General features: G+C 58.8%; 16 protein-coding genes and 2 pseudogenes. 11 read left to right on the top strand and 7 right to left on the bottom strand.

What is annotated here, in order from left to right; genetic code table 11:
* A pseudogene (locus GEU01_RS24480) lies at positions 1 to 395 on the top strand (transposase); the annotation flags it as partial.
* Here GEU01_RS24480 and GEU01_RS14460 read toward each other — a convergent pair.
* The 5 genes from GEU01_RS14460 to GEU01_RS14430 form a co-directional block, all read right to left on the bottom strand.
* Positions 362 to 1,642: a glycoside hydrolase family 32 protein gene (locus tag GEU01_RS14460; protein WP_019086653.1), complete on the bottom strand. Its 1,281-nt coding sequence runs from the start codon at positions 1,640 to 1,642 to the stop codon at positions 362 to 364. The pseudogene GEU01_RS24480 and the gene GEU01_RS14460 sit on opposite strands and share 34 nt — an antisense overlap.
* A gap of 445 nt (positions 1,643 to 2,087) precedes the next feature.
* Positions 2,088 to 3,575, bottom strand: coding sequence for a prolyl oligopeptidase family serine peptidase (locus GEU01_RS14450; RefSeq protein WP_026018761.1), 1,488 nt, complete (start codon positions 3,573 to 3,575; stop codon positions 2,088 to 2,090).
* Between the two features lie 835 nt (positions 3,576 to 4,410).
* Complete coding sequence (locus GEU01_RS14440) at positions 4,411 to 6,255, bottom strand: PD40 domain-containing protein (RefSeq protein WP_019086650.1); 1,845 nt, start codon at positions 6,253 to 6,255, stop codon at positions 4,411 to 4,413.
* Between the two features lie 73 nt (positions 6,256 to 6,328).
* A complete protein-coding gene (locus GEU01_RS14435; RefSeq protein WP_019086649.1) occupies positions 6,329 to 7,705 on the bottom strand; it encodes an ATP-binding protein in 1,377 nt (458 codons plus the stop codon).
* Positions 7,702 to 8,505, bottom strand: a complete 804-nt coding sequence (locus tag GEU01_RS14430) for a response regulator transcription factor (RefSeq protein WP_019086648.1) — start codon at positions 8,503 to 8,505, stop codon at positions 7,702 to 7,704. The genes GEU01_RS14435 and GEU01_RS14430 overlap by 4 nt, the downstream gene beginning before the upstream one ends.
* A 288-nt stretch (positions 8,506 to 8,793) precedes the next feature.
* Here GEU01_RS14430 and GEU01_RS14425 point away from each other — a divergent pair, with 288 nt between their 5' ends.
* The 5 genes and pseudogenes from GEU01_RS14425 (at position 8,794) to GEU01_RS14405 (ending at position 12,996) form a co-directional block, all read left to right on the top strand.
* Positions 8,794 to 10,248 (top strand): MFS transporter, encoded by a 1,455-nt coding sequence (locus GEU01_RS14425; RefSeq protein ID WP_232272549.1) that lies wholly within the window; start codon positions 8,794 to 8,796, stop codon positions 10,246 to 10,248.
* Between the two features lie 241 nt (positions 10,249 to 10,489).
* Entirely contained in the window at positions 10,490 to 11,089 is a 600-nt protein-coding gene (locus GEU01_RS14420) for a PadR family transcriptional regulator (RefSeq protein ID WP_026018760.1), read from the top strand.
* Between the two features lie 271 nt (positions 11,090 to 11,360).
* Positions 11,361 to 11,747 (top strand): hypothetical protein, encoded by a 387-nt coding sequence (locus GEU01_RS26360; RefSeq protein WP_198284478.1) that lies wholly within the window; start codon positions 11,361 to 11,363, stop codon positions 11,745 to 11,747.
* Between the two features lie 106 nt (positions 11,748 to 11,853).
* A pseudogene (locus GEU01_RS26355) lies at positions 11,854 to 12,068 on the top strand (cytochrome d ubiquinol oxidase subunit II); the annotation flags it as partial.
* Positions 12,069 to 12,300: 232 nt separating this feature from the next.
* Complete coding sequence (locus tag GEU01_RS14405; RefSeq protein ID WP_019086643.1) at positions 12,301 to 12,996, top strand: hypothetical protein; 696 nt, start codon at positions 12,301 to 12,303, stop codon at positions 12,994 to 12,996.
* A 95-nt stretch (positions 12,997 to 13,091) separates the two neighbouring features.
* Here the strand turns inward: GEU01_RS14405 and nhaA are convergent, their stop codons facing one another.
* Both nhaA and GEU01_RS14395 read right to left on the bottom strand, forming a co-directional pair.
* Positions 13,092 to 14,303 carry a Na+/H+ antiporter NhaA gene (gene nhaA / locus GEU01_RS14400; protein WP_026018759.1) on the bottom strand — a complete coding sequence of 404 codons (1,212 nt, stop codon included), beginning with the start codon at positions 14,301 to 14,303 and terminating at the stop codon, positions 13,092 to 13,094.
* A gap of 85 nt (positions 14,304 to 14,388) precedes the next feature.
* The gene (locus GEU01_RS14395) at positions 14,389 to 15,135 is read right to left on the bottom strand and encodes an acid phosphatase (protein ID WP_019086641.1); all 747 of its coding nucleotides are present in this window, start codon (positions 15,133 to 15,135) and stop codon (positions 14,389 to 14,391) included.
* 323 nt (positions 15,136 to 15,458) lie between these two features.
* On the opposite strand from GEU01_RS14395, the gene GEU01_RS26350 reads away from it, so the two are divergent.
* From GEU01_RS26350 to GEU01_RS14375, 5 genes are all read left to right on the top strand, one after another.
* Complete coding sequence (locus GEU01_RS26350) at positions 15,459 to 15,677, top strand: hypothetical protein (RefSeq protein WP_198284479.1); 219 nt, start codon at positions 15,459 to 15,461, stop codon at positions 15,675 to 15,677.
* Complete coding sequence (locus GEU01_RS14390; RefSeq protein WP_081499978.1) at positions 15,571 to 16,086, top strand: RNA polymerase sigma factor; 516 nt, start codon at positions 15,571 to 15,573, stop codon at positions 16,084 to 16,086. The genes GEU01_RS26350 and GEU01_RS14390 overlap by 107 nt, the downstream gene beginning before the upstream one ends.
* Positions 16,083 to 17,021 (top strand): FecR family protein, encoded by a 939-nt coding sequence (locus tag GEU01_RS14385; RefSeq protein WP_049976630.1) that lies wholly within the window; start codon positions 16,083 to 16,085, stop codon positions 17,019 to 17,021. Before GEU01_RS14390 ends, GEU01_RS14385 begins: the two co-directional genes overlap by 4 nt.
* 103 nt (positions 17,022 to 17,124) lie before the next feature.
* Positions 17,125 to 18,579 (top strand): alkaline phosphatase D family protein, encoded by a 1,455-nt coding sequence (locus GEU01_RS14380; RefSeq protein ID WP_019086637.1) that lies wholly within the window; start codon positions 17,125 to 17,127, stop codon positions 18,577 to 18,579.
* A 53-nt stretch (positions 18,580 to 18,632) separates the two neighbouring features.
* Positions 18,633 to 19,712: an IS5/IS1182 family transposase gene (locus GEU01_RS14375; protein ID WP_019085572.1), complete on the top strand. Its 1,080-nt coding sequence runs from the start codon at positions 18,633 to 18,635 to the stop codon at positions 19,710 to 19,712.
* The last annotated feature ends 148 nt before the right edge of the window (positions 19,713 to 19,860 follow it).

Raw genomic sequence — 19,860 nt, 5'->3', positions numbered from 1 at the left:
GATCTTTCTCCTCGTTCATGCCGCCGACATCCAGGACCGTGATGGGGCGGTTGATGTTCTGGCGGCAATACGCAGGCGCTTTCCCTGGCTGCGCCACATCTTTGCTGATGGCGGCTATGCTGGCAACAAATTGCGATCCGCGCTCGCCTCCATGGGAAAATGGACGGTCGAAATCATCAGGCGGTCCGATACGGCGAAGGGCTTTCAGATCTTGCCTCGCCGCTGGGTGGGAACGGACATTCGCCTGGCTGGGACGGTGCAGGCGGCTCGCCAAAGATTGGGAAAAGTCCATTGCTTCCTCAACCGCATGGACATTGATCGCCTCGATCCGCATGCTCACACGACGGACAGCAAGGCATTGTCAAGCTTGGAAAACTTTCGGATCGGGCTCATAGACAATTTTCGTGCCGACATGACCATCGACGGTAGCCCGCACGAATATCCCGGCACGATCCGCGCCATGCATATGCATGCGGATGTCAATGTCCATAACCTGACCACGCGCGGGTTCGGGCAGCAGGCGTCGTTCCGAGGAAAGCCGCATACCGTCGAAAGACAGCGCCGCATGGGCGGCGACCAGTGCGGTGTAATGCCCGTCGGGGGTCAGGCAAAGCTGCGGTCGGCCATCAATTGTCCGAAGGGCCATGGTCATGGGCAGTGTCATCTGGCCTTTCCATGGTGCTGTCGGAACCTGGGATGCATAGTCCCAGTTACTCATCCACCCGATGGTAACCGGTCTGGCTGCAGGCAGGCCCGCAAATACGATGGCGGCGTAATGGTCCGCCCCGTGATCTACCCAGTCATAGGCGGCAGGTCCCGACCCCTCGGGCGGCAGTCCCTCTGGCCGGAATGTCGTGCCATCAAAGGAACCGACGTAATAGATGCTTCCCGACCCGCCCGAGACGCCCCATGGATTGACCCCCAGCATCAGGACCCATTTCATCTGCGTGGGATTTCCATCCAGCGGCAAGGGAAACAGCGATGGCATTTCCCACTGGATTCCCGGCTGGACCAGACCCACAGGCCCGAAATCACTAAGCAATGTCCAGTTTGTCAGGTTGGTTGATTTATACAGCTTTACCTTCGGTGCATTCGCAACGACCGTTGCCATGATCCAGTAGCCTCCGGGTTCGTACCAGAACACGCCGGGATCGCGGAAATGGGGAGAAGGGGGAGACAGCGTCAGCACGGGATCCTTGTGGTAGGATTTCCATGTCCGGCCTTCATCATTGCTGTAGGCAAGGGACTGGGCCTGCACGTCTGGTGCACTGGATGCGTTCTGCTTGAAAACGCTGGTGTACAATGCCACCAGTGGCGGGTTGTCAGTCGTGCCCAGTCCTGACGTATTGTGCTTGTCCACCACGACCGTTCCGGAAAAGATGTCTTTTGTTTCACTGAACGGCAGGGCCACGTCGTGTTCATGCCAGTGCAGCATATCCGTACTGGTCGCATGTCCCCATGACATGTTGCCCCATTCCGGGGCTTCCGGGTTGTACTGGTAGAAAAGATGATAGACCCCCTTGTAGAAAAACGGGCCATTGGGGTCATTCATCCAGTTGCGCCGGGGCGTATAATGCAATAGCGGGCGCCACTGTGGTGTTTCATTTGCCTGCGCGGCAGGCGGGTTGGGCAGTGATGCCATCTACACGGTCCACCGTATCATTTTTGTCCGCATGGTATTGAGGTCTCCCCTTTCAGAATGCCGGTGGCGCATGGATGGCTGCCGTATTGTTGTCGATGCATGAACGAGGCAGGTGATTATCGCCACTGGACCACGTTCCAGGGTGCGGCAGGCCATGCGCGTATCCTTGGCCGCAGGGATCATACCGGTCTGGCGCGTTATTGCCATCGCCCCTTCCTTCCCGGCGGCAGAAATGCCTGGCGCGTATGTGCATATGCCGGGCATCAGGCGTCGGAAGAGGCATGAGTATCCCCCATGGGAAACGGTAATGTCCGGGCGGGAGGATATCTGTCAATCCGCTACAGACGGGGCCGGAACGGGCTATGGATGGCCTGATATCGTCGTTGCATGGATATGGGATCCGGATGACCGTTTTTTGAGTTCGCGATGCCGCCAGCATATATTTTCATGCTTTTACCTGCCTGAACAGCCAGTCCCTTGCCACCTTGATATAAAAGAATTTCCGCGCGGATCCCATGTGATCGACACCTTCAAAGGTCAGGAAGGTGATATTGGCGTCGTGGGCAAGATAGCTGTTGACCTGATCGGTCAGCTTCTGCTGGCTGTCGAGCGGGAAGATCAGGGCGGGATCGAGGCGTTCCGCTGGCCGGACGACCCGGCCGCCTGCCTGTTCCCATACTGGTATGCACTTTTCATTCCAGGGCGTGGCCTTGTCATCCTCCGACCCGGTAATGATCAGGACTTTCTGGCTGGCAAGGGGAACAAGGTCACCGGGCCGCTGCTGCCCCGCGATGATCAGGCCCGCCGCAAAGGTCTGTGGATGTTTCGCCATAAGCCACAGCGACGTCATGGCCCCCATAGACCAGCCGGTGCAATAAACCCTTTTGGGGTCGATTTTCAGGATTTTGTCACGCCGGTCATCCAGATTGGGGTTGCCATAATTCCACGTATTGCCGAGCAGGGATTCAACCAGCCGGTAGGTATTCTCCACATCCGATGTATGTTCCCAGTAATCGTTCATTGTCGTGCGTTCATAGCGCGGGGTAATGACGACGCATTCATGCCGCTCCTGTTCTTCAGGCAGGCTCCAGATACTGGCGATGCACTGTTCCGTCAGCGTCTGGGCGCAGGTGCCATCGGGACTGGTGCCGGAATGGGTAACGGCCAGGACGAGGGGATAGGCCCGGTTTTCACCGCCCTCCGCAAGAAAGGATTTCGGCAGGTAGATGCTGTATTCAAGCCAGGCCGAACGCGTGTCATCCCACCACCAGTGATGCTGCTCCCACGCATCGACCCCACGGATGACGACACGGTTGCCGCGTCGGCCCGCGTTGCTCCATACGGTCTTGCTGGCGGCATAGACCACGCCGCCCGTGGTTCTGACGCTCTCGTCCTGTGTCAGCGTGACCCTGTCGCTATCGGTGGTGGGCACGCTCAGGTCCGGGTCATGCCGGAACTCCGTGATGACATACCTGCCGGTGACACTCTGCCTGTCGGGACGGATCGCCGGTCCGTCATTGGTGTAGATGGCCACGACCGGGCGCGGCTTCGGTGCCGCAGTGGTGGCGTTCTTGTCCGGCTCGTGCGGCATTCCCGCGAAAAAACCCTGGGCGGCGGGAAAGACGGACGTGGTGTATGTATCGTGTGTCAGGCTGGCAGGATCGATTGCGGCATCATATTCTGCTGCAATGCCGTAAACCTTCTCTCCGCTGCCCGTGACTTCGCACAGCGCGCAGATTCCCTGCAGGCCTGGCGCTTTGTGCCTGTTGGGACCGGGGCCGTCAGGACCGTCCGGCCCGCCTGCGGATGCCGCCATGAATCCATTTCCGCCCCCTGCGGCATGGACGGCCTGAACACCGGCTCCCATGGCGGAGGCCACACCTGCGAAAGCCGCCCCGACCGTCACGAAGTTGCGTCTTGATATACCGGTCATGCGTGTTTTCTCCAGTCAAGGCAGTCGGGGGCAGGAAACACTGCAGCGCCATGACAGCATGCAACGGTGTTGCTGTCGAACAGGCCTCATATTTCAGATATCACGGCCGTCGCCTGTCCCGGCGGCCTGTTTGCATCACGATCCCCATGCGGTGGCATCACCCCGGCGGCCAAGACAGGCCCATGCCGCGGGGAGGGACGCAGGACTGCCGGATATACGGCGCATCCTGTCGCCTGCAGGTATCACCATGTCCATTGCCGTGATGACCGCAACCGGGTGCAGGCCGCATGGGCCAGCAACGACATTGATGGATGTGTCCGTAAAGGAACTCCTTTCCCCATGTATCCGTTGACTTCCGGCCGAAGCAATGTGTGACGGGTAATGGAGTCTGTTCTCCGTCATCGGGAGGTTCTCATGTCCTGTTCTGCGAATACAAGATGGTTGTGTCTGGCTGTAATGGCCTGCAGTTTTCCCCTGATGGCACATGCCCAGTTTGCAACGCCGCGTTCCTCTCCCGGAAAACCGGTCACCACGACCCCGCCTGCGCATGACCAGAGTGGGTCGGAAACGGGAATGCCGGAACATCGGCATATGAAAACCCATAAAAAACATGAACAATACCCATCAGGCCAGTCATCGACAGGACCGGAACCGGTAACGGGGGACCAGCACGGAACGGAACAGGCGGCCCCCATGCAGTAAGTCCATGAATGCCGCCTGTGTATCCGGGGTAACGGATTGCGGTCTGTTGCTTGTCGGCGCTACCCGGCAGGTCCGGGCCGAAATGAAGCATGCGTCGCAGGATCGTTGTGGCATCTGGCGGGATCCGGGGGCGCTATGCCGGGACATAAAGTGGCATGGAATCTTCCCACAGACTGTCCGTCAGGATACGTTTGTGACTGCCATCGGCATTCATGATGAAGATCTGCCCGTAAGGCTGGAACGTATTGTCATACAGGGCCGCTTCATCACGGAAGCCATATATGCCACTTGACCACATGATCCGCCCGTCGGCGGTCCATACGGCATGGCCGTCATTGGCGCCGCTGGTGGTCAGCCGCTTCAGCCCGGTTCCATTGGGCCGGATGGTGAAAATATCATAATTTTCGTCGTCTACCCGACGTGTGAACACGATCCGGCCGCCATCGGGCGACCAGCCGGGCAGGTTGTCATATGCAGTCGTCAGCACGCGTGTCTGCCGGGTCGGCAGGTCCAGTATGCGCAGTCCCATGTTGTTTTCGCCCCACACCCGATACACGACCTGCTGGCCATCGGCGGAATAGCTGGGGAAACCGGAATGCACGGTGCCATCGGTCAGGGGTTCGACCGCGCTGCCGTCGTGGCGCATGCGCATGACCACAGCCCTGCCCGTGCGGCGCGCCTGGAACCACTGGCCCAGGCCAAAGGCGATCCATTGCCCATCCGGTGACCAGGCGGGGGCAAACGCACCGGCCATACCATGCGCCACCTGCATCTGGTTGAGATGCGTCCTGGACACGTCGAAGATCCGCTGCCGGTCCGATCCGTCCGGGTTCATGATCGCGATGGAGGAATTGAGCGCCTTTTCCGTCAGTACCAGCTTGCCATCACGTGACAGGCCGGGAAAGACATCCGTATGCCGGTAATCCCGCTCCGGATCCCAGCTATACAGGGGCTGGTTCTGGGCAAAGGGCCTGAAGCTGGCTTTTTCGTACACGACCTGCCGTCCATCGGGGGACCATGCGGGGGAACGCAGGACCCTGTGAATGGCGGCGATATCGGTGGTATAGGCCAACCCCTCATCCGGGCCACCCTTGCGGTGATAACCGATGATCCGTGCCGTCACGAACTGGGGAAAAACCTTCAGTCCCGGGCCGGAGGTATGCTGGATACGCTCCCCGCTGGCGACATCGACGGATACGATCTGGGAGACGACGGACGCGACCCCTTCGGGCCGTCTGGCCCCCCATGTGCTTTCGGTCAGCATTTCATAAAATACCACCCGTCGGCCGTCCGGTGACCATTTGGGGGAGCCAAGGCAGTAGTCGGGACGGGCGGCGATGCGGCGGAAACCCCGGCCATCCGCACCGATGATGTAGATGCTGAGTTCCTGCGTATGTTCCCAGCCCCGGCCATTGTCATGCCCGCGCCACGGGGTATTGCGGTCGGAGGAAAAGGCCAGCCACCTGCCATCGGGCGACCATGCGGGGCGGAAGAAACAGTCCGGTCCCGCCTTATCGCCCTGCACGCGGGCCGACCCGGTCAGGTTGCGCAGCTTTCCTGTCCGCAGGTCCATGACCCAGATATTGGCACGGTAGCCATTGCGCGTGGAAACAAAGGCCAGACGCGCCCCATCGGGCGACAGGACGGCGGCGTCGTCCACAGATGGATGGCTGATCAGGGGTGTGACATCGGTTCCGTCCGGACGGGCGCGGAATATGTCCGCCTGTCCCAGCCCGTTCCGTTCCGATGTAAAGAGGATGGACTGCCCATCCGGGGAAAAGGATGCATGATAATCAAGGCCGTTCCCCGACAGGAAAGGCCGTTCATCACGCCCGTCCGCATTGGCAATGTAAAGCTGTGATGCTGATGGCCCGATACGATTCATCAGCATCACGCCCTTCCTGCGGGTGGCCGCCACGGCGCCGGCAGGCATGATGAGCCCGGCCCCCAGAATTTTCAGCAGGTTCCGGCGGTTCATGAAGGTTTTCCCTGTTCTGGGGAGACTGCGGATGCGGTGCATTCTTCAGGATCCATCTTTGCGGTCAGGTCACTTAATGGACGGCATGGGTTTCAGGGTGCCTGCCTCTTGTTCCATGCGGATCAAGGGGCAGGGCGATGCGTACACGCAGGCCAGATGGCTGGTTGTGGTGAAAGGTCAGCGTGCCCCGATGGCGCTGTACGATATCGTGGATGATTGACAGCCCCAGTCCCAGCCCGCCATCCGTACTGCGGGCCGGGTCCAGGCGTGCGAAGGGCAGCAGCACGATATCGTGCATTTCCGACGGGATGCCGGGACCGTTATCCGCGACTTCGATAATGGCCTCATTATCGTGCCGTCTTGTGTCAACCCGCACATGGCTGCCAAATTTGCAGGCATTATCGATCAGGTTATTGACCATGCGGGCCACGGCCACCGGCTGGCACAGGCAGGTCAGGCCCAGATCGCCCTGATAGGTCACATTCCGGCCAATGGCCTCGAATTCCGCGCATACGCTTTCCACCAGCGCGCCGATATCAACCCGTTCGGCCGGTTCCGTGTCCCCCTGACCCTTCAGGAACGACAGCGCCCCGTTCAGCATGCGGTTCATGAGCCACAGGTCGTTGCGCAGGGCCGAAGGGGAGGCGTCGGCCCCCCCCATTTCAATCCGCATGGACAGCCGGGTCAGCGGCGTGCGCAGGTCGTGGCCGATTGCCATAAGCATGCGGGTGCGCTCTTCGGTGGCTGCCGCAATCCGGGCCTGCATGCGGTTGAAGGCGCGCGCGACACGGCGCAGTTCCAGCGGTCCCTGTTCGGTCAGGGGTTCGGGTGTGATGTCATGGCCAAAGGTGTCCGCCTTGTTCGCCAGTACCTTCAGCGGGCGGTTGATGCGCCACAGGCTCCACAATGACATGGTACCCATTATCACCAGCAGCGACAGGAACGACACGATCAGCGGCAGCGTCGTGCGCATGAGCTGTGGCAGGTGGTGATTGATTCCGTTATGGGCGGTAATGAATATCCCTTCGCGTGGCATGTCGATATGGGTTGAGGTCATGCCGCTTGAATCGGCGTCGCAGGTTGATTCCGTAATGATGGCGTCCCGGTTGTCCGGCTGTGCCTTGAGGATACGCCGCAGGAGGACCGAAAAATGCTCGGTCGGGATTTGCGCGCAGGGGAAGGGGCCTGTCGTCTGGATCTGCATATCCGGCGCGGACATGCCGCGCGCGACGGCATCACGCGTGGCGGTCGGGCTGGCGCGCAGGGCGTCAATCGCCGTCTCGATGGCCAGCGCGTTTGGCCATGGCCCTTCAGGCAGCGGCGGCACGGTCGGGCGCAATGCGACGACCAGGAAGGCGACGACAAAAATGGTGACCAGCATGCTGGAGATCACGATCGCGACCATCTGCCCGTAAACCGTGCGGGGAAGCAGGGAAAAGCGGTCCGTCATCGTTGTGGCGCTTCCCCATCGGGGCCTGTCATGCCCGGGTCGAATATATAGCCGTCGCCGCGAACGGTCCGGAGCATTTCAAGCTGGCGCCCGCCATGGGCCAGCTTGCGGCGCAGGCGGCTGACAAGCAGGTCGATGGTGCGTTCCTCGACAGCGCCCGGTGAATTGTAGAGCAGTTCAATGATGCGCTCGCGGCCCAGTAACTTCCCGGCATGGTTCCACAGCAGCAGAAGAAGGTCGGTTTCGGCGCCAGTCAGCGTCATGCGCACGCCTTCCGTGCTGTAAAGGGCACGTTTTTCCGGCGTGAAGATCCAGTTTCCAAATCTGTAGCCCTGCCCGGCTTCCCGTGCCGCATGACCGGCGGCAAGGGGGGGACGCCGGAGGACCGCCCGCATGCGGGCGGCGAGTTCCTCCAGGTCAAAAGGCTTGCTGATGTAATCATCCGCCCCCAGGTCAAGGCCCGCGATCCGTTCGCGGACATCGGCAAGGGCCGTGACCATGATGATCGGGGCAGCGCTTCTGTCACGGATCATGCGGCAGATGTCATGACCGCTTTCGCGCGGCAGCATGAGGTCAAGCAGGACAATATCGGGTGGTCGCAATGCAATGATGGCCAGCACTTCGGCCGCCGTCATGGCGGATGCAACATGGTAGCCCCTGTGTGACAGGAAACGTGTCAGCAGGCTGCGGATATCCATGTCATCTTCCACGACAAGGACGGAATGATGCGCCTTCTGCGCCGGAACATCATCATTTCCGTGCCTGTCCGGGCGATCATTGCCACAATGCCCTGCTGCCAATCCCGTACTCCGCGCCAATCCATGCCAGTCCGTTCGCCGACAGGGAGTATACCCGCTCCCGCTGTACTGCGTAGCAAAGAGAACGGGCGACCGGCATTTATGTCAGGATTGACAAAAAACCATGCGGGCATGCGCCCGGCAGCCCCGGTGTAGCCTACTGGCAAATACGTGCTGTTGCATTTGCCGCCACGTGCCGGGATATGATCGTGGGACATGAAGCGCCACATACATATGCTGGCCAGCAGACATTATGACCGACAACGTCATTCACTGGAAAATCAGCCCTGCATGTCCAATTCATCCCCACGGAATCACCACACGCAACAGGCGGCCCCCGGTGCCACGATCGCGCGTTATTCGCCGCTCCTTGCCTTTATCATGGCCATGGCCACGTTCATGCAGAACCTGGATGGGGCCATCATCAATACCTCGCTTCCGGCCATGGCCAGATCCTTTGGCGTCAGGACGCTGGACCTTTCGCTGGGGGTTACGGCCTACATGCTGGCATCTGCCGCCATTTCGCCTGTATCCGCCTGGCTGGCCATGAAATACGGCGAAAAGCGCGTGATGTGGGTGGCCATGCTGCTTTTCACTTTCTCGTCCTTCCTGTGTGGCATCGCGCAAGGACTGGGCGCGTTTGTCTGCGCGCGCATCGGGCAGGGGCTGGCGGGGGCCGTCATGATGCCGGTCGGCATGTCCATCATCCTGCGCCACACGCCCAAAAGTGACCTGCTGAAAGCGCAGTCGGTTACGGTCTGGCCAGCACTCAGCGCGCCTATTATCGGGCCTGTCCTGGGCGGTTACCTGACCCAGACCGTGGGGTGGCGGTGGAACTTCTGGCTTAATCTGCCGGTGGGGCTGATTGCTGTATTCTGCGTGCTGCGCGTTGTGCCGGCGGAACCGCCGGAAGGGGCGCCCCGGCTGGATGTCAGGGGATTCGGGCTGAGTGCCCTCAGTCTGACATGCCTCCTGTCCGGGCTTCAGCGATCGGCGGAAACGGGAACGGCGCGGTTTGTAGCCCTTGGTCTGATGGGGATCGGGGCCGTGACGGGGGTTGCCGCGATCCGTCACCTGCGGCGGCATCCCACGCCCATTCTCTCGCTCGCGCCGCTGAAGCGGGCCAGCCTGCGTTATGCCTCGCTTTATCCGGGACTGATATTCCGGGCCGTATTTTCGTCAGCACCGTTCCTGTTGCCGCTGTTCTTCCAGCTTGGCTTCGGTTTTTCGCCCGCGCGTGCGGGCACATGGCTGCTGGCCTATTTCTGCGCCAATCTGGGCATCAAGCCGGCTACATCGGCCATCGTCCGGTGGGCTGGTTTTCGGAACGTACTGTTCTTCAACGGATTTCTGGTGTGTGCTTCCCTGTTGCCTTTTGTATTCCTGACACCGGATACGCCCGCCATCGTGCTTGGCCTGTCGCTGGCCTTTGCGGGCATGACCCGTTCCCTGCAGTTGACGAGCCTGTCGACCATTGCATTTGCTGATGTGGGGCAGGATGAACGCAGCAGGGCCGCCAGCGTCATGTCCATTCTGGGACAGACCGGTTCAACCGCGGGGGTGGCCATTACAGCATTCTGCCTGACGGTTCTGGAAAGGGTGTATGGCCATGCGACGGTCAGCCTGAAGGAACTTCATATTGCGTTCTTCATAACGGCGGTCTTCGTGCTGGTGGGTACGCTGGGCTTTGGAAAAATGCCCGCGGATATCGGCCGGGAGGTTTCGGGCCATGGATTGCGCCGATAACTGCTGTCCTGTGATTCATTGAAAAAAACGGGACGTGATTATTGACGGCAATTGCGGCCTGCCTGTTTTCACGGCGTCGGGGACGCAGGGCACATACCGGCTGGTACCTGTATGCGGCGGGAGCTGCGTGTTGATCTGGTTCAGGCATGGCTGTTCCGTCTGCGGTCAGTTGGAAAGATATTTTAAAAACATATCTAGATATATCTTTACTTACGATATATCGGAAATTATATCGGTAATCATGAAACACAGAAACAGACACGCAGGCGGTCGTAACCGCCAGACTTTCTCCCCCGAAGGCATGGCAGGTTCCGGGGAACCCCGCCGCCATCACGGTCGCGGTGGACACCACGGCGGTGGCCGCCGGGGCGGGCGTCACCGGCTGTTCGATTATGGTGAGATGCGGCTTCTGGTCCTCTCGCTGATCGCTCAAAAACCGACCTACGGCTACGAACTGATCCGCATGATCGAGGAAAAGTTCGGCGGTAGCTACGCCCCCAGCCCCGGCGTGATCTACCCCACGCTGACCTGGCTGGATGAAGCGGGTTATGCCCGGATTGTCGAAGCTGACGGTCGCAAGAACTATCACATCACGCCGGAAGGCGAGGCCTTCCTGGCCGCCAGCCGTGCGGCCCTCGATGAAATCCTGTCCCGTGCCGCAACACGTGCGGCAGAGGGCAAGGGAGGTCGCAAGGATGTTCCGATGCCGGTCATGCGCGGCATGGAAAACCTGCGCACGGCACTCCGCCTGAGGCTACGCAACGGCGGCCTTGATAAAGACGCCGAGGAAAAGATCGCAGCCCTGCTGGACGATGTTGCCCGGGCGATCGGGCAGGTCTGAAGCCGGTCAGGAAATATTTCCCATGATCAGGAATGTATAGGTAAAATTCTTTCATGAATTCGTGGCATGATCCGTGAGTTTCCGAACGCCTGTCACTCCCGTTCCAGAATATTATGTCGATATCTGGAACATTTACCGGAATAGTCTTTGTTGATAAATCTTGATGATTTTCAGGCAGGATATTCCTGATGCTTTTTGTTACATCATTCGGCCTTACATTTTCAATGACATAACACAATGTATAAAGGGTCGAATTAAAGGATATCATATTATGAAGCGTTCAATTCTTTTCGCACTGGCACTTGGCGCCTCCCTCCCGCTGGCGGCCCATGCCCAGTCCAGTGACTGGAACCAGGGCAGTGAACAGGGCGAACATGGTGGTCGTGGTGGTCACGGTCATCACGGTGGTCGCCATGGCGGGGGCGAAGGCAACCGTGGCGGCCAGGGTGGCGATCACCAGGGCGGTGGCGAGCAGAACGGTGGTCCGGGCGGCGATCGTGGCGAACGCGGCGGCGAAGGTCGCGGCGACCGGAACGGTGGCTTCGGTGGTCAGGGCAACCGTGGCGGCGACAGCCAGAATGGTGGCTGGGGTGAGCACGGCGGCAGTCGCGGTGGTGACCACAACGGTGGCTGGAACCAGAACAACGGCTCCAACTGATCCGTTGACTACCCAGAAAGGCCCGGCATGTTGCCGGGCCTTTTTTTATTAGGGGCTGGTTTATTGGTGGCCATTTCATCGGGCGCTGCGCATGTCCGCAGGCTTCATGCCATGGCGGCAGGCCCGGCCAGACAACTGTAGTAATGGTGTGTTGTTCATCGGCCTGCGCGCCATCGTCGGCATGGATATGGGGCGGGCACGCTATTGCGCTTTGTCGGGCGCAATGATGGGGAACGGCGCGTTGCGCTGAACATCATCGGTCCCCGCCGGGATGGCAATCACGCCTGGTTCATCCCGGGGAGCGGGGCGATCATGCCTGCCGCCGTATAATGCTATTACCCAGCCGATGACATGAAGCACGCCACCCGGGCATCCACGGGTGGCATGTTCTGTTTTTTACATGATTGTTATGGCCATATGGACCGGTTGGCAGTGCAGTCTTGAACCGGATCAGAAAAACGGGTTGTGTCAGTTGGCAGTACATATGCCATGCCAGACCGTCCGGATTGAATGACCCGACCGCGCTGTGCATGCCCCCCGCGAGGAGCCAGTCATGCATAATCTCGATTTCAGTTCGTGGCACAGCCTTCTGGCCACAGCGATTGGACTGTCCCTGATTACGTTGATTGGGGTGGGGATCCGGCTGCTTGTCATGGTTGTTGTCCAGCAACGGCGCGAACGGATGAACCGGCAGATCAACGAGCGCCTGCGCACCCTGATCGCCGCCTATCGCACGTTGGGCGGGTCCTTTACCGGTGATCTGGCTGTGGACCCACGGCACAGGCGGGAACTGCGTGTTATGGAAAATGGCGATATGCAGGCATCCGTCCGTCCGGATGAAGGAACGGATACGGCAGGATCTGACCGTGCCCGGCGTATTCGCGACGCTGTGGAGGCCGCGTTGTCGGATATCATCCTGCTGGGAACGGAGGAGCACGTCCGGCTGGCTGACCACGCGGCCCGCGAACTGGTGACCGGGCAGCGCGTGCATACGCATGATCTGGTTGTCTCCCTGCGGGATTTTATCCGTAAGGCGCTTGATCTGGAGCCCATTCCTTCCGACCTTTCCCTCCCGATGCAGGGACCGGCCCGCGCGCAGGCATCAGGGAACCGGGGGAAGGAAGAAGGCAAGAAAGAAGGGGCAGGGGGTAATGCCGGTGGAGGGGGCGGCGGCATGCAGGCAGGTGGCGATATGACCGTAACGGGTGAAAACCACATCGATGGTCATGGCAACATATCGCAGCATTGATGGCATGACCTGGTTTATGAAAAATAATATTGCATGATGTGCTTATGATAAAGCTGCACCCTGTTTGAAAGATGCAGGGTCCGTGCTGTAGACCATTACAGTTTACCTCCAGGATGGCATAAGGCCGGACGGACGGATACAGGCAGGAAACGCAACCAGAGCCACCCGGCGATGGCTGCGATAACTGACCCCACGAATATCCCCATCTTGGCCAGGGCGACAGTATCCGATACGGGGAATGCAAGACCTGCAATAAATATACTTATCGTAAAGCCAATGCCACAGAGCAATGAAAGCCCGAACAGTGTTTTCATGGATGTTCGTGACGGGAGTGTCGCGATTTTCAGGCGTGCAACCAGCATTGTCGTCCCGAAAACCCCGATCGGCTTGCCGATGAGCAGCCCGAGCATAATGCCAAGCGGAAGGGGTTCAAGCAGCATGCCGGCATTCAGGCCCGCAAGGGAAATCCCTGCATTCATGAAACCGAACAGCGGTAAAATCCCCCATGTTACGACAGGTCCCAGAACGCTGAGCGTGGTTTCCAGGGGCGTGGACCGTTTGATATCCCTGCCCGCTGATGTTGCAGGCAGGCACAATCCGGTCACGACCCCGGCCAGTGTGGGGTGCAGCCCTGAATTCAGCAATATGATCCACAGGAATACGCAACCGGCGGCATAGGGCCAGACAGTTCCTATACCTCCCCTGTTCATGCAGGCTAGCGCGGCGGCAATGATGAACGCGGCGACCAGGGCATCCGGGTAAAGGGCGGTCCCGTAAAACAGGGCAATGACGATAATTCCCAGTACATCATCGAAAATGGCCAGCGTCATCAGCCATGCCCTGGCACCAGCTGAAACGCGTTGACCAAGCGCCATGATGATCGGCAGGGTAAATGCGGCATCTGTCGCCACGGGAATGGCCCAGCCACGTGAAATATCGGCATGGCCATGGGTGACCAGAAGATAGGTCAGCGCGGGTACCATCATCCCGCCCACCGCACCGATCAGGGGAAGTGCGATCTGGCGGGGGGAGGAAAGATGCCCTGATATGACCCCCTTCCTGATTTCCAGGATCACTGTCACAAAAAACAGGGTCATCAGGCCGTTCGAGACCCATTCAGCACTATTGCGCGGCCCATGATCTCCCAGCGGGGAAAACTGCATCGGCCATGTTATCAATATGGTGTAATCTGTTCTCCATGGGGAATTTGCCATGGCAAGTCCCAGCATCGATGCCAGTAGCAGAATGGTGGCGCCCCCGGCAGGGGACGCAAGAAGTCGACGGACATGATGAAGGAACACGGTCATGCATGTGTATTGCAGGAATTGAAATTCACGGGCAAGAAAAAGTCAGGCACCATGTCCATAGGTTAATGCATGGTGGAAATGGCCTTTATAAAGGTGAATGGCGGGCAGCGTCCTGCTCCACAGTACAGGTCTGCTTGCGTGGCCTGGCCATATCATGCTGATGGGCCGCCAGTTCCATACGGGCCAGTTCCATGTCCGCACGAAAATCCGGGCTGCCGTGCATGGCGGCGACTTCCGCGGCGCCGAGCATATAGCCTGCCTGCACGTCACTTTCCCAATGCACGCCGCATATGATGCGGCTTTCACCAAAGACGCGGCCCCGCTGCAATATCCGTGTTGCCTGCTGGGGTAACAGTTCTGCCAGAACAAGTGCTGTACTCCAGCCCAGCATGGTGTGCCCCGATGGATAGGCACCGGATGTCGCAAGGTGCGCCCGGTCATTTTCCGTGCAGATGGGCTGCCCGTTTCCAACAAATGGACGCGCACGATGCCAGTAGGATTTGCTGTTACGCATGTCGGTTGTTTCAGATACATCCATCCTGTGTATCAGGGCGGTCAGATGTGGCATGTCGGCACTATTGATCGTAAATCCCGCCGCACAGGAAAAGGCGCGTAACAGCGCATCTTCATGCAGATCGGCATCGGACGTGGCCAACATCCAGCGTGGACTGCCCCTGAGCATGCGGGTTGAAGTGAATGCCGTGTCATCCAGCATCTGTCGGGCCGTGCCCGGTTGGGGTGGTGGTGGCAGGTATGCCGTCGCATCCGGTTGCGTGGCCGGTGTAAAATACCCGGTTTCATCACCATTCGCTGAAAGGGGTTCAGCCGCCATGCCTGTACCCGGTAAAAGAGACAGGATGACGCAGAACAATTTTACATGATCCATGCATTTATGCAGGAAATGGTGTCCACCCCGCGTGGAATTGCCACGGCTTCCCGTGTTGCATATTCCTGCGATGGGGGAAGGGAACGGAAAGGGATGTCGCATTGCAGGCTCGTCTGAATGAATCACAGGGAAAGGCAGCCGGAACATTTCAGGAGTACAGGCGCAGTATAGATGTCATGACCGTGTCTGGTACTGAAAAAAGACGTGGATCATGTTGATGGCCGTCCTTCATATGTCAGGTTTCCTGTCCGCAGGCATTAAAGGTAGTCATGACAGTTGGACAGGCGGAATATCGTTTTTCCCATTACCACAATGCAATCTTCATGAAACTGTCACATATTTTTCCTGATAGAATATTTTACACAGCAACGGTCTTTTTCGATGACCAAAAACGGGGTGAGGAAGCTGTTGACGGAAAACTGGTTACCACGTCGGCAGGATTGGTTACGCCTGTACCGCCGCGTACGTATGCTGACGCACAGACATGATGCGGAGGACCATCTGCAAAGTGCCTTCATGAATTATCTGGAACGGCCGGAAGGAAGCATCGAACATCCCGAAGCCTATATTACCCGCAGTGCAGTCAACCTGTCCCATAACGCGCGCAAGCGTGAACAGACCATCTGCACGGCGGCTGTCAGTTGGGATGACATGCTGGTTGATGTGCGTGATGCCACGCCTTCGCAGGAGGACGCCTATGAAAGCCGCCAGAAACTGGCGCATTTTCATGCGGGTTGCCTGCAGCTTCCGGAACGGACCCGTCAGGTCTTTTTATTTCACCGCGTAAGAAAAATGAAATACCGCGATATTGCAGGCCTGCTGGACATAAGTGAAAGCAGCGTGGAAAAACATATTGTCAAGGCGCTGACCTTTCTTTCGGCATGGATGGAGCAGTGAAGGATTCCACACACCGTTCCACCATCCGTCATGACGCGGCATGCTGGATTGCACGCCTGCATGCCGAAGACTGCACAGAACCTGAAAAACAGGCGTTTCGATCCTGGCTTTCCATGGATCCGGACCATGCGGCCGAATTCCAGCATCTGACAGGGTTATGGGAATTGGGGGGCGGTGTGCCGCCTGCCTTGATTCCTGCCCTACCTGCAGCAAGGAAACAAGCTGCCGGGTTAAGCCGACGGCACATGCTGGCCAGTCTGGGGGCGGGCGGGTTGATGTTTTCCCCGTTGGGACGGCGCGCGCAGGCGGCGCGGGTGCAGCAGACCGGGCTGGGGGAACTTGCGACCATTACCCTGGGCGGGCAGGCGCGCTGCCTGCTGGATACCGATACCCGCCTTGTTTTTCTGCCTGATAGCCAATGCTGTCGCCTGGAAAAAGGTCAGGTGGTCCTGTCGACCGCAGGCTCCATTCCGCCGGTATGGCTGTTTGCGGGCAGTATCAACCTGCGGCTGCGACTTCATGCATCGGCTGATATCCGGATTGATTCCGACTGCGTTCATGTAACGGCAGTGCGGGACAGGGTGCTGGTGCGTGATGGAGCCAGTACCCATCAGGGCAGGTGGCTGCAGCCCGGCCAACGGCTACGCTTTTTTAAAGATGGCCAGTTGCATGACGATTATCCGGATCTTGACGCCCTGCTCTCGTGGCAGGAAGGGCGACTGGTGTTCCGCAATCGTCCGTTGTGGGAAGTGATAGCCGAAATCAACCGCTATATGCCACGAAAGATCACGCTGGCTGCCCCGCTTGTGGCTGACAGGCGGTTGAGCGGTGTCTACTACATTGCCCGCGGCGACAGTTTTTTGCAGATGCTGGTGCATCTGTTTCCCGTTCGGCTGGTCAATGGCGCAGATGGACTGACAATTGCGCCAGTATGACATTTTTATGAAAACACGTCGGGAAGAATGAGGAAAGGCAGGGCCCCGTCTGTCTTTTATGGCGGTATGGTTCCGTCCCACGTGAAGAAGGATTTTTTTCATTATGGTATTTCTCAAGCGCAGGCATGTGCTGGCAGGACTTGGTGCCGGGCTGTTGCTGTCCGGTCGCATCAGGGCCCTGCATGCCGCAAACCCGCGTAATCTGGATGAAAAGCCCAGATTTGATACCTCTCCTTTTCAACTGGGCGTGGCATCAGGCGATCCGTCACCGGATGGTTTCGTAATCTGGACCCGACTGGCTCCCAGGCCCCTGTCGCTTGATGCAGGCATGACCCATAATCGTCCCATGCTGGTAAACTGGGAAATAGCGGAAGATGAGCATCTGTCGCACATTGTGCGCAAGGGGCAGGCATTGGCCCACCCTGAACTGGCGCATTCCGTCCATGTGGAGGTCACGGGCCTGAAACCGGATCGTCCGTACTGGTACCGCTTCCATATCGCCGGGCATGACAGCATGGTTGGACGCGGCCATACGTTTCCATTGCCTGGCGCATCACCTGCACGTGTAAGGTTTGCTGCGGCAGGTTGCCAGCATTATGAGGAAGGTTATTATACCGCGTGGCGCAATATTGCGAATGAACCGATTGATTTCGTCTTTCATTATGGTGATTACATATATGAAGGTGGCGACCGGAAAGACGGCATGCACAAGCTGAATGGCAGGCCGTTCAGGGCATTGCGCCGACATATCGGGCCTGAATGTTATTCGCTGGATGAATACCGGCGCCGTTATGCGCAGTACAAGACGGATCAGGACCTGCAGGCTGCCCACGCGGCTGTGCCATGGATTGTCACCCTGGATGACCACGAAGTGGACAATAACTGGGCTGGTGACAGCGATCAGGATGGCACGCCACCGGACATATTCCGCCTGCGCCGTGAAGTTGCGATGCAGGCTTATTACGAACATATGCCGCTGCGCCTGACGTCCCTGCCTGATGGCAGCCATATGCAGGTTTATCGCAACCTGCGTTATGGGGATCTGATGAACACATTCGTGCTGGATACCCGCCAGTATCGTAGTGATCAGGTATACGGCGACCAGACCGCGGCACAGGGCGCGGATGTATGGTCGCCAGACCGCACGATGATGGGAGCGGAGCAGGAACGATGGCTGTTTGACGGGCTGGGGCGTTCGGATACGAAATGGAACCTGCTGGCCCATCAGGTCATGATGATGAATCTGGCGCACCGCAAGTCCGGTCATGCCGAACTGGTTTACAGCATGGATCAATGGTCCGGCTACATGTACAGCCGCAAGCGGCTGCTACAGTTTATCGAACAGCACTGTCCGGGTAATGTCGTCAACGTGACAGGGGATGCGCACCGTCATTTTGCGGGCAACCTTGTTTATGATGCCAGTCATCCCGCGCCGGTATCGGTTGAATTCCTGGCGACATCGGTCTCATCCGGGTCGGACGGACTGGGGGATGATGACACCTTCAGCCGTTCCGTCCGTCGGGAAAACCCGCAGCTGGAGACCCGCAAAAACCGGTAGCGTTTGGACGGCTATGGTGATTCATTGAAGTTACGCGATCACGGAGGCCTGCTATGGATCCCAAGTCCCTGTTCAGTTTGAGCGATCACCTTGATGCATTGAGCAAAGAGGGCGATCCGCTCGAGGTTTTGCAGGAGACGGTGGATTTCGAGTATTTCCGGGCGTGGCTGGTCGAAGGGCTTGGGTATGGCGATGGTAGCAAAGGCGGCCGCCCACCATTCGATCCGGTGATGATGTTCAAGGTCCTGATCCTGCAGGCGCAGCATAATCTGTCAGACGCCCGGATGGAGTTCATGATCCGCGATCGGCTGAGTTGGCTGCGATTTCTGGGGCTGTCGCTCGGGGATCGAACGCCGGACGAGAATACGATCCGGCATTTTCGCAATCGCCTGACCGAGACGGGAACGCTCAGGCGGGTGATGAAGGCCTTTGACTGGCAACTCCAGAAGAAGGGCTACATGCCAATGTCCGGGCAGATCGTGGACGCCTCGCTAGTGCCTGCGCCAAGACAGCGGAACACCGAGGGCGAACGCGAAGCGATCAAGTCAGGGAAGAGCGCCAGCGACATTTGGCCGGACGAGCCGAACAAGGCAGCACAGAAGGATACCGACGCTCGCTGGACACTCAAGGTCGGCGGAAAAGTCCGGTATCGGGCAGATGGGACGCCGCTCCCCATGATCGCCCTGCCGGTCTTCGGCTACAAATCCCACATCAGCATCGACCGACGCTTCGGCTTCATCCGAGGCATGGCGGTGACTTCGGCGTCAGCGGCGGACGGGCGTCTTCTCCGGCAGGTCGTCAGCACGAACAATACCAGTTCCGAGGTCTGGGCAGACAGTGCCTATCGATCCAGGCGCAACGAGAAGTGGCTGTCGGACCAGATGCTCACGTCCCGTATTCATCGGCGCAAACCCATGGGCAAGCCGATGTCAAAGGCAACCGCGCGGGCCAATGCCGCCAAATCCTCGATCCGTGCGCATGTTGAGCATGTCTTCGCGCATCAGAAAAACCGGTTCAACCTGTTCATCCGCACCATCGGCCTCGCCCGCGCTGAGGCGAAACTGACCCTTTGCAACCTGGCCTACAACTTCAATCGGCTGATCTTCCACGAGCGTCTAGAAACCGCAGGCTGACTCTGTCTGCAAGTCGGCAAAACCGGCGAAATCAACGCCGGGTATCGTGGAAATCGGTCCGAATGATACCCTTGGTGCGCCCCGCAACCTCGACGTCATCAAGCCAGCCCGCTTCGCCAGAAATTACCCGGTTTTTGCGGGTCTCCAG

The organism is Komagataeibacter europaeus LMG 18890 (genome assembly GCF_000285295.1).
In the GTDB taxonomy this organism is placed as follows: domain Bacteria; phylum Pseudomonadota; class Alphaproteobacteria; order Acetobacterales; family Acetobacteraceae; genus Komagataeibacter; species Komagataeibacter europaeus.
This window is presented reverse-complemented; position numbering and strand designations above follow the sequence as displayed.